This is a genomic window from Burkholderia sp. Se-20378 (assembly GCF_017104665.1).
GTDB lineage: Bacteria > Pseudomonadota > Gammaproteobacteria > Burkholderiales > Burkholderiaceae > Burkholderia > Burkholderia lata.
Genome location: NZ_JAAGPG010000283.1, coordinates 1 through 10,604, shown reverse-complemented (window position 1 = coordinate 10,604; position 10,604 = coordinate 1). Strand labels below are relative to the sequence as shown.

At 67.9% G+C, this 10,604-nt stretch carries 10 protein-coding genes; 7 read left to right on the top strand and 3 right to left on the bottom strand.

Going from position 1 to position 10,604, the window contains the following annotated elements:
* Nucleotides 1-2,062: chromosome segregation protein SMC (smc, locus tag G3N93_RS25040; RefSeq protein WP_206134174.1), on the bottom strand; the 2,062-nt coding region annotated here is incomplete at its 3' end.
* A gap of 139 nt (nt 2,063-2,201) precedes the next feature.
* Nucleotides 2,202-3,143, bottom strand: a complete 942-nt coding sequence (locus G3N93_RS25035; protein ID WP_174944542.1) for a DMT family transporter — start codon at nt 3,141-3,143, stop codon at nt 2,202-2,204.
* Nucleotides 3,144-3,302: 159 nt separating this feature from the next.
* On the opposite strand from G3N93_RS25035, the gene dapC reads away from it, so the two are divergent.
* From dapC to cls, 6 genes are all read left to right on the top strand, one after another.
* Entirely contained in the window at nt 3,303-4,535 is a 1,233-nt protein-coding gene (gene dapC, locus G3N93_RS25030) for a succinyldiaminopimelate transaminase (protein WP_174944489.1), read from the top strand.
* A 43-nt stretch (nt 4,536-4,578) separates the two neighbouring features.
* Nucleotides 4,579-5,406 carry a 2,3,4,5-tetrahydropyridine-2,6-dicarboxylate N-succinyltransferase gene (gene dapD / locus G3N93_RS25025; protein ID WP_006478479.1) on the top strand — a complete coding sequence of 276 codons (828 nt, stop codon included), beginning with the start codon at nt 4,579-4,581 and terminating at the stop codon, nt 5,404-5,406.
* Nucleotides 5,406-5,774 (top strand): ArsC family reductase, encoded by a 369-nt coding sequence (locus tag G3N93_RS25020; RefSeq protein ID WP_069248286.1) that lies wholly within the window; start codon nt 5,406-5,408, stop codon nt 5,772-5,774. Before dapD ends, G3N93_RS25020 begins: the two co-directional genes overlap by 1 nt.
* A 90-nt stretch (nt 5,775-5,864) precedes the next feature.
* A complete protein-coding gene (gene dapE, locus G3N93_RS25015; protein ID WP_174988866.1) occupies nt 5,865-7,004 on the top strand; it encodes a succinyl-diaminopimelate desuccinylase in 1,140 nt (379 codons plus the stop codon).
* 11 nt (nt 7,005-7,015) lie between these two features.
* Nucleotides 7,016-7,924, top strand: coding sequence for a 50S ribosomal protein L3 N(5)-glutamine methyltransferase (gene prmB / locus G3N93_RS25010; protein ID WP_174944484.1), 909 nt, complete (start codon nt 7,016-7,018; stop codon nt 7,922-7,924).
* Between the two features lie 108 nt (nt 7,925-8,032).
* Complete coding sequence (cls, locus tag G3N93_RS25005; RefSeq protein ID WP_174988864.1) at nt 8,033-9,472, top strand: cardiolipin synthase; 1,440 nt, start codon at nt 8,033-8,035, stop codon at nt 9,470-9,472.
* 72 nt (nt 9,473-9,544) lie between these two features.
* On the opposite strand, the gene G3N93_RS25000 is transcribed toward cls, so the two are convergent.
* A complete protein-coding gene (locus G3N93_RS25000) occupies nt 9,545-10,024 on the bottom strand; it encodes a glutathione peroxidase (RefSeq protein WP_174944477.1) in 480 nt (159 codons plus the stop codon).
* A gap of 136 nt (nt 10,025-10,160) precedes the next feature.
* On the opposite strand from G3N93_RS25000, the gene G3N93_RS24995 reads away from it, so the two are divergent.
* On the top strand, nt 10,161-10,604 hold a 444-nt coding region (locus G3N93_RS24995), incomplete at its 3' end, for an ATP-binding cassette domain-containing protein (protein ID WP_307873429.1).

Sequence of the window (10,604 nt, the reverse complement as noted above, 5' to 3'; positions counted from 1 at the left end):
CGGCGGCCGTACGCGCCTCGTCGGCGAGCAGCGCCTGCGCACGCACCTGGCGCGTCAGGTTTTCGATTTCCTGCTGGCGGGCCAGCATCCCGGCCTGCTCCGAATCGGCGGCATACAGCTGCACGCCGACGCGCGTAACGATATGGCCGGCCTTGACGACGAACGCACCGCCTGCCGGCAGCTGCGTGCGCGTTGCAAGTGCCTGCGCGATGTCGTCGGCGACGTACACGTTGCCGAGCCAGTCGTTCAGCACCGCGCGGATGCCCGCGTCGTCGATGCGCACGAGCGACAGCACCGGACGCAGGCCGGCCACGGCCGCCGGCGGTTCGCCGGCCGCGGGCGGTGCGTAGAACGCGAGCTTCGCGGGCGGTGCGTCGGTGGCAAAAGCTTTCACCCAGTCGAGATTCGACACTTCGAGCGCGGCGAGGCGCTCGCGCAGCACGGCTTCGAGCGCCGCTTCCCAGCCCGCTTCGACATGGAGCTTCTTCCACAGACGCGGCAGCGCGCCAAGCTCGTGCTTGTCGAGCCACGGCTGCACCTTGCCTTCGGTCTGCACGTTTTCCTGCAGCTGCTTCAGCGCAGCGAGACGCGCCTCGAGCTGGTGGATCTGCGCGGCTTCGGCCTGCACGCGCTCCTGCGCGGCACGGCGCTCGCCATCGAGGCGCGGCACCGTTTCCTGCGCGTCGGCGAGGCGCGCCTGCGCCTCGGCCAGGATCTCTTCCTGTTCGGCGAGCTGCATGCGCAGCTCGTCGAGCTGGGCCTCGTCCGGCGCGTCGAGCCCGCCCGCTTCACTCTTCAGGCGCTCATGGCGCTGCTGAAGCTGCTGGAGCTGCTGGTCGGCGTTGCGCTGGTGCGCGGCTTCGAGCTTCAGCGACTGTTCGGTCTGCGCGATCCGCGCGCGCTCGTCGTTGAGCTGCGACTGCGCATCGCGGAACTTCGCTTCGAGCGCCGGCAGCGCGTCGTGCTTCGCGGCGGCGTTGTCTTCGGCGAGCGCGGCCTTCTCGTCGGCCATCGCGCGCGCTTCTTCGGCTTCTTCGAGCTCGTCCTGCGCCTTCTCGGCCTGCGCGCGCCATTGCTCGCGCTGCGCATTCAGCGCGGCGATCTGCGCCTGCACGCGATTGCGCGATTCGACGATGAACTTGATCTCGGCTTCGAGGCGGCTCACCTCGGCGTTCGCTTCGTAGAGCGAACCCTGCGCGCCCTGCATTGCGTCGCTTGCCGAGTAATGCGCCACGCGCAGCGTCTCGAGCTGCGCCTCGACTTCACGCAGCTTCGCCGTCTGCGCCTCGAGGTCGATCTGCGCCTGTTCGATCGCGCGCTGCTGCTTGTGCTGCTCGCCGGCGGCCTCGTTCTTGCGCAGCAGCCACAACAGGCGCTGCTTTTCCTCGCCGTCGGCGACGAGTTCCTTGTACTTGGTGGCCACGACGGCCTGCGCCTCGAGCTTCTCGAGGTTCGCACCGAGTTCGCGGACGATGTCCTCGACGCGCGTCAGGTTCTCGCGCGTGTCGTGCAGGCGGTTCTCGGTCTCGCGGCGGCGCTCCTTGTACTTCGACACGCCCGCGGCTTCCTCGAGGAACACGCGCAACTCTTCCGGCTTCGCCTCGATTATCCGCGCGATCATGCCCTGCCCGATGATCGCGTACGCACGCGGCCCGAGGCCGGTGCCGAGGAAGATGTCCTGGATGTCGCGGCGGCGCGCCGGCAGGTTGTTGATGTAGTAACTCGACGTGCCGTCGCGCGTGAGCACGCGCTTCACGGCGATCTCGCCGTACTGGCCCCACTGGCCGGCCGCGCGGCCGTCGGAGTTGTCGAAGATCAGTTCGACACTGGCCCGGCTGCCGGGCTTGCGGGCGGTCGAGCCGTTGAAGATCACGTCCTGCATCGATTCGCCGCGCAGCTCGGAAGCGCGCGACTCGCCGAGCACCCAGCGCACGGCATCGATGATGTTGGACTTGCCGCACCCGTTCGGGCCCACCACGCCGACAAGCTGGCCCGGAACCTGGAAATGCGTGGGATCGACAAAGGATTTGAAGCCAGCGAGTTTGATCGAGCTCAGACGCACGGCGGTATCGGATGTGAAGAAGGTGTGAAACGGACGGAGCCGCACTGCGCGAGGCCGGACGGCCCATGCGCGCGACGCGCCCCGGAATTCAAAAGCGGGGCCGCGCGCATACTGCGTTGGGCCCCGCAAACGGCTTCCATCATACCATCGCGCGTGCGCCGTCCCGACCGTCGCCGGGTTTGTCCGGTGCCGGCGCGGCACGATGGACCCGGCTCGACAGCAGCGTCGCCAGCACGATGCACGCGCCGCCCGCCCACTCGCGCGCGGTCGGCAGCTCGTTCGCGAACACCCACGCCGACAGCGCGGTGATCACGATCTCGAACAGCATGATGATCGACGCACGGTTCGCCGGCACACGCGCCAGCCCGTACTGCACGAGCAGGTTGTTCGACGCCATCGTCACGCCGATCGCAACGATGATCAGCGCGGCCGAGCTGAGGTGCCCGCCTGCCGGCACCGCCGGCAGCCCCTCGAACAGCGACGCGATCGCGCCGAACACGGCCGCGCCGCCGAACAGCGTCGCGGTGCGCATCTCGGCGCGCATCTCCGGCAGCTCGCGGCTCGCCTTGATCACGAGCACGTTGCTCATCGCGAAGCTCAACCCGGCCGCGAGACCGGCCCATTCGGCCGGGGTGGCCGGCAGCGGCAGGCCGAGCTTCGGCGACCACAGCATCAGCATCGCGCCGCCGATCGACAGCGCCGCGAGCCCCGCGCCAGCCCAGGTCAGCCGCTCGCGCAGCAGGAAGTGCGCGTAGATCGCGGTCCACGCGGGGGTCAGGTAGAACAGCAGCATCACGCGCAGCACTTCGCCGTGGATCGTGCCCCACACGAACCCGAGGTTCGTCACGCCGGCCGTCACCGCGATGCCGGGCAGCACCCAGTGCCAGCGCAGCGTCGAGATCGTGCGGTGCCGCGCGACGATCACGAACAGGAACGCGACGAGGCTCGTCAGCGCGCTTGCCAGCGTGCCCGTCACGCCGAGCGATGCCAGGATCCGCAGCGGATACCAGATCAGGCCCCATACCGATGCGCCGATCAGGATGGCCAGCGTCGGCAGGCTGCCGCGTACCGCGTTATTCATTTGGTTCAATACCCTTTATTCGACCGGCCCGGCCGCCGTTCCGGCAGGCCGTGACCGCATTCCGTCACGCTATAATCGTCCGTTGCGACCCGCGCGCCATCGGCGCCCGTTCGCAGCCGCGCGGCGCGCCCGCCGCTTCTTTCGCTCCAACCGGCCGCGATGGCCGCTTCGCCCGTGAACCCTCGACTCGACTCGCTCCAGCCCTATCCCTTCGAAAAGCTGCGCGCCCTGTTCAAGGACGTGACGCCCTCCGGCGCCCTCAAACCGATCAGCTTCGGCATCGGCGAGCCCAAACATGCGACCCCGGCGCTGATTCGCGACGCCGTGGTGGCCGCGCTCGACGGTCTCGCGTCGTACCCGGCCACCGCCGGCTCGGACGCGCTGCGCACGTCGATCGCGCACTGGCTCGAGCGCCGCTACGGGCTGCCGGCCATCGATCCGGCCACGCAGGTGCTGCCCGTGTCGGGGTCGCGCGAGGCGCTGTTCTCGCTTGCGCAGACGGTGATCGACGCACGCCCGTCCGAACAGGGCGAGAAGGCGATCGTACTCTGTCCGAATCCTTTCTATCAAATTTACGAAGGCGCGGCGCTGCTGGCCGGTGCCGAACCCTATTTCGCGAACAGCGACCCGGCCCGCAACTTCGCGTGCGACTACGCGTCCGTGCCCGACGAAGTCTGGGCGCGCACGCAACTGCTGTACGTCTGCTCGCCGGGCAACCCGACGGGCGCCGTGCTGACGCTCGACGACTGGCGCGAGCTGTTCGCGCTGTCCGACCGCCACGGTTTCGTGATCGCATCCGACGAGTGCTATTCGGAAATCTATTTCGACGAAGCGGCGCCGCCGCTGGGCGGCCTCGAGGCCGCGCACCGCCTCGGCCGCGGCTTCGAGCGGCTCGTGATGCTGTCGAGCCTGTCGAAGCGCTCGAACGTGCCGGGCATGCGCTCGGGCTTCGTCGCCGGCGACGCGGCGCTGCTGAAGAAATTCCTGCTGTACCGCACCTACCACGGCGCGGCGCTGTCGCCGGTCTGGCAGCACGCGAGCATCGCCGCGTGGAACGACGAGGCGCACGTGCGCGAGAACCGCGCGCTGTACCTGCAGAAGTTCAATACCGTCACGCCGCTGCTTGCCGACGTGATCGACGTGAAGCTGCCCGACGCGGCGTTCTACCTGTGGGCCAACGTGTCGCGCACCGGGCTGTCGGACACCGAGTTCGCCCGCCGCCTGTACGCCGACTATAATGTGACGGTTCTGCCCGGCTCGTACCTGGCGCGTGACGCGCACGGCACGAATCCGGGCCGCGATTTCATCCGGATCGCGCTCGTCGCGGGCACCCCCGAATGCGTCGAGGGCGCGCAACGCATCGTCGATTTCTGCCGCTCTCTCGCGCGGTAATCGTCCATCCGATCAATTCCATCCATCTCCTGCGAAAACGAACATGTCGCAACAACTTCAGCAAATCATCGATACCGCCTGGGAAAACCGCGCCGAGCTGTCGCCGAAGGCCGCACCGGCCGACGTCCGCGAAGCCGTCGCGCACGCGATCGAGCAGCTCGACAAAGGCGCGCTGCGCGTGGCCGAGAAGATCGACGGCAACTGGACCGTGCACCAGTGGCTGAAGAAGGCCGTGCTGCTGTCGTTCCGCCTGGAGGACAACGCGCCGATGCCCGCCGGCGGCTACTCGCAGTTCTACGACAAGGTGCCGTCGAAGTTCGCGAACTACACGGCTGAAGATTTCGCCGCGGGCGGCTTCCGCGTCGTCCCGCCGGCCATCGCGCGCCGCGGCTCGTTCATCGCGAAGAACGTCGTGCTGATGCCGTCGTACACCAACATCGGCGCGTACGTCGACGAAGGCACGATGGTCGACACGTGGGCAACGGTCGGTTCGTGCGCGCAGATCGGCAAGAACGTGCACCTGTCGGGCGGCGTCGGCATCGGCGGCGTGCTCGAGCCGCTGCAGGCGAACCCGGTCATCATCGAAGACAACTGCTTCATCGGCGCGCGCTCGGAAGTCGTCGAAGGCGTGATCGTCGAGGAAAACTCGGTGATCTCGATGGGCGTGTACCTCGGCCAGAGCACCAAGATCTACGATCGTGAAACGGGCGAAGTCAGCTACGGCCGCATCCCGGCCGGCTCGGTCGTCGTCGCCGGCAACCTGCCGTCGAAGGATGGCTCGCACAGCCTGTACTGCGCGGTGATCGTCAAGAAGGTCGACGCGAAGACCCGCGCGAAGGTCGGCCTGAACGAGCTGCTGCGAGGCGACTGATGGCAAAGCCGCACACCGTGGTCGTCTACGGTATTCCGAACTGCGACACCGTGAAGAAGGCCCGCGTGTGGCTCGACGATCACGGCGTCGAATTCGAATTTCACGACTTCAAGAAGCTCGGTGTCAGCGCACCGCTCGTCGAGGACTGGCTGAAGGACGTGTCGCTCGACGCGCTCGTCAACAAGCGCGGCACGACGTGGCGCGGCCTGGACGACGCGATGAAGGCGGCCGCCGAAACGAAGGCCGGCGCGGTCGCGCTGATGATCCACAAGCCGTCGGTCATCAAGCGCCCCGTGCTGGTGGTCAACGGCCGTGTGAAATCGCTCGGCTTCGTGGCCGATCAATACGCGGCGCTGTTTGCCGCATAGGGCCGCCCGCGCTGCGCCTGTCGGCGCAGCCCGACGTCTTGTCGCTGCCGGCCACCGCGCCGGCATTTTTTATCGAAAGTGGTCCGAACCATGTCCGCCACCCTAGCCCTTACCGAACAGCTGATCGCCCGCGCGTCCGTGACGCCCGACGACCAGCATTGCCAGCAGATCATGACCGAGCGCCTCACCGCGCTCGGCTTCGAATGCGAGACCATCGCGTCGCACGGCGTGACCAACCTGTGGGCCGTCAAGCGCGGCACCGACGGCCGCGACGGCAAGCTGCTCGCGTTCGCGGGCCACACCGACGTCGTGCCGACCGGCCCGCTCGAGCAGTGGAGCTCGCCGCCGTTCATCCCTGCCCATCGTGACGGCAAACTGTACGGCCGCGGCGCGGCCGACATGAAGACGTCGCTCGCGGCGTTCGTCGTCGCGTCCGAGGAATTCGTCGCGGCCCATCCCGGCCACCGCGGCACGATCGCGTTCCTGATCACGAGCGACGAGGAAGGCCCCGCCACCGACGGCACCGTGAAGGTCGTCGAGCTGCTCGAAACGCGCGGCGAACGCATGGACTACTGCATCGTCGGCGAGCCGACGTCGACCACCGAGCTCGGCGACGTCGTCAAGAACGGCCGCCGCGGCTCGATGTCGGGTGAACTCGTCGTCAAGGGCGTGCAGGGCCACATCGCGTATCCGCACCTCGCGAAGAACCCGATCCACCTGCTCGCGCCGGCGCTCGCCGAGCTCGCCGCCGAGCAGTGGGACGAAGGCAACGAATACTTCCCGCCGACCACCTGGCAGGTGTCGAACCTGCACGCCGGCACCGGCGCGACCAACGTGATTCCCGGCCACGCCGACCTGCTGTTCAACTTCCGCTTCTCGACCGCCAGCACGGTCGAGGGCCTGCAGGCACGCGTGCATGCGATCCTCGACAAGCATGGCCTCGAGTACACGCTGAAGTGGTCGGTGAGCGGCCTGCCGTTCCTCACGCCGCGCGGCGAACTGTCGGGCGCGCTGGAAAACGCGATCCGCACCGAGACCGGCATCACGACCGAACTGTCGACGACGGGCGGCACGTCGGACGGCCGTTTCATCGCGCGCATCTGCCCGCAGGTGATCGAGTTCGGCCCACCGAACGGCAGCATCCACAAGATCGACGAGCACATCGAAGTACGCTTCGTCGACCCGCTGAAGAACGTGTACCGCCGCGTGCTCGAACAACTGATCGCCTGATGGAGCTTCGCATGACGACACCTTTTGCCACTGTTCGCGACCTGCTTCGCTACGCGGTCACGCGCTTCTCGAAGGCGAAGCTCGCGTTCGGCCACGGCTCCGACAATGCGTACGACGAAGCGGCCTACCTCGTGCTGCGCACGCTCGACCTGCCGCTCGACACGCTCGAACCGTTCCTCGACGCGCGGCTGCTGCCCGACGAAATCTCGGCTGTGCTCGCAGTGATCGAACGTCGCGCGACCGACCGCGTGCCGGCCGCGTACCTCACGCATGAAGCGTGGATGCACGGCCACCGCTTCTACGTCGACGAACGCGTGATCGTGCCGCGCTCGTTCATCGGCGAGCTGCTCGACGACGGGCTGCAGCCGTACGTCGCCGATCCCGAGCAGGTTGGCGCGGTGCTCGAGCTGTGCACGGGCTCCGGCTGCCTCGCGATCCTCGCGGCGAGTGCGTTCCCGAACGCCGAGATCGATGCGGTCGACCTGTCCGACAAGGCACTCGAAGTTGCCGAGATCAACGTGCGCGACTACGGCCTCGAAGACCGCGTCGCACTGCACCGCGGCGACCTCTACGCACCGCTGCCCGCGTTCCGCACGGATCCGGGCTCACGCTATGACGTGATCCTGACGAACCCGCCGTACGTGAACGCGTCGTCGATGGCCGCGCTGCCGCCCGAGTACCGGCACGAGCCGGAGATGGCGCTCGCCGGTGGCGATGACGGGATGGACATCGTGCGACGCATTGTCGCCGAGGCCCATCGCTGGCTGCACGACGACGGCGTGCTCGTCGTCGAGATCGGCAACGAGCGCGAAAACGTCGAAGCCGCGCTCGGCGGCCTCGAACTCACGTGGCTGCCCACCAGCGCGGGCGACGACGCCGTCTTCCTGATCCAGGCGTCGGACCTGCCCCGCAAGGCCTGAGCCTTTCCGGCTCGCCCACCGTGCGGTGCACCGTTGCGCCGCACGGTTGGGTAAGATGCGCGTAGGCGGCCGCCCGGCCGCGCGACCTCAGGAGTCCGTCACGCGCCCATGACCCTCGACTGGCTACATCTCGGCACCCTGATCCTGACCATCCACGTGCTCGGGATCGTCGCGGCGTGCCACGCGATCATGAACACGCGCACGTCGCAAGGCGCGATCGCGTGGGCCGTCTCGCTCGCGGCCATGCCGTACCTGACGCTCATTCCGTACCTGTTCCTCGGCCGCAGCAAGTTCTCCGGCTACGTCGACGCCCGGCGCCACGAGCTGGAAATGTTGCGCATGCACACACCGCGCTCGCCCTGGCTCAGCACCGACGCGACCGACGGCCCGGCCGCCGACGCAATCGGCCAGGCCGCAGTGCTCGCGCTCACGCGGCTCGGCGGCATGCCGTTCCTCGGCGGCAATTCGGTGCGCACGCTGGTGAACGGCGACGCGACGTTCTCGGCGATCCTGGCGGCCATCGACGCCGCGCGCGACTACGTGGTGGTGCAGTTCTTCATCGTGCGCGACGATGCGCTCGGCCGGATGCTGCGCGACTCGCTGCTCGCGCGCGCGGCAGCCGGCGTGCGCTGCTGCCTGCTGTACGACAGCATCGGCAGCTTCGACCTCCCGCACAGCTACGTCGACACGCTGCGCCGGGGCGGCGTCGAAGTTCATCCGTTCGCGACCAACCGGAAGTTCGTCAACCGCTTCCAGCTCAACTTCCGCAACCACCGCAAGATCGTCGTCGTCGACGGCAATCGCGCGTTCGTCGGCGGCCACAACGTCGGCGTCGAATATCTCGGCGCGAAGCCGCGCCTGTCGCCGTGGCGCGACACGCACATCGAGATCCGCGGCCCGGTGGTCGCGAGCATCCAGTACGTGTTCGCCGAAGACTGGCACTGGGCGACGCAGAAGCTGCCGCCGCTCGCGTTGCCGCCGCCCGCGCAGCCCGGCGACAACATGCACTGCCTCGCGGTGCCGATGGGGCCGGCCGACAAGCAGGAGACGGGCTCGCTGTTCTTCGTCGAGGCGATCAACGCCGCGCGCGAGCGGGTCTGGATCACCACGCCGTACCTCGTCCCCGACGAAGCCGTGATCTCCGCACTGAAGCTCGCCGTGATGCGCGGCGTCGACGTGCGCATCCTGATCCCGAGCCGGCGCGATCACTACGTGGTGTTCGAAGCGTCGAAGCTGTACGCACGCGACCTGGTCGATGCGGGCGTCAAGGTGTTCCGCTACCGGCCCGGCTTCCTGCACCAGAAGGTCGTGCTGATCGACCGCATCGCGGCAGCGATCGGCAGCGCGAATCTCGACAACCGCTCGTTCCGCCTCAATTTCGAGATCATGGTGCTGACCGTGGACCGCACGTTCGCCGACGAGGTCGAGACGATGCTCGAGGCAGATTTCGCGCAGGCGTACGAGGTCGATGCGAGCGAATACCGCCGGTCGCCCGCCTGGCGGCGCATCGCGATGCACGTCGCGCGGCTGTTCGCGCCGATCCTCTAACGGCCGGGACGGTGGCGGTGGCGGTGGCGCCCGTGCGATCCGCACCGGCGCCGCGAACGCCGCCGGCAGCCGTCAAAGCAGCTTGTCGATATCCGCCGCGATTTCGTCCGGCTTGGTCGACGGCGCGTAGCGCTTGACGATACGGCCTTCGCGATTGATCAGGAATTTCGTGAAATTCCACTTGATCGCCTTGAGGCCGAGAATGCCGGGCGCCTCGTCGGTCAGGTAGCGGTACAGCGGATGCGCATGATCGCCCTTCACGTCGATCTTCGCGAACATCGGGAACGTCACGCCGAAATTGCGCTCGCAGAACGCGCCGATCTGCGTGGCGTCGCCGGGCTCCTGCTTGCCGAACTGGTTGCACGGGAAGCCGAGCACATAGAAGCCGCGCGCCGCGTACTGGTCGTACAGCTTCTGCAGGCCCGCGTACTGCGGCGTGAAACCACACTCGCTCGCGGTGTTGACGATCAGCAGCACCTTGCCGCGATATGCGTCGAGCGAGGCCGGCGCACCGGCAAGCGTCTCTGCGCTGAACGAATACAGGGTGGACATCGGGCACTCCTTTTACGAAACCGGATCGACGTGGAGTCTAGGCGAAATTGCCCCGTTGCGACATCCGCCGAACGGCCAATGCCCGGCGCGAGCGGCGCGCAGTCTAGAATAGCGGTTTTGGCCAGTCATTTCCGCCGTGATCCGTTTCAATCAGTTCAGCCTTGCGCGCGGCACCAAGCCGCTGTTCGAGTCGACCTCCTTCGTGCTCAATCCCGGCGAGAAAGCCGGCCTGATCGGCGCAAACGGCGCCGGCAAGTCGACCCTGTTCTCGGTCCTGCGCGGCGAGCTGCACTCGGACGGCGGCGATTTCTCGATGCCGCCGTCGTGGCGGATCGCCCATGTGTCGCAGGAAACGCCCGCGGTCGATCGCTCGGCGCTCGACTACACGCTCGATGGCGATGCCGCGCTGCGCGAAATCGAGGCGCGCATCGCCACCGCCTCCGCCGCGCATGACGGCGCCGCCGAAGCCGACGCGCACGCCGCGTTCGCCGACGCCGACGGCTCGACCGCAAGAGCGTCGTGGAGGGAAAGGGTGTGCGCCAGCGCGTACCGCCCCGTCGGGACCGGCCCATGGAAACAA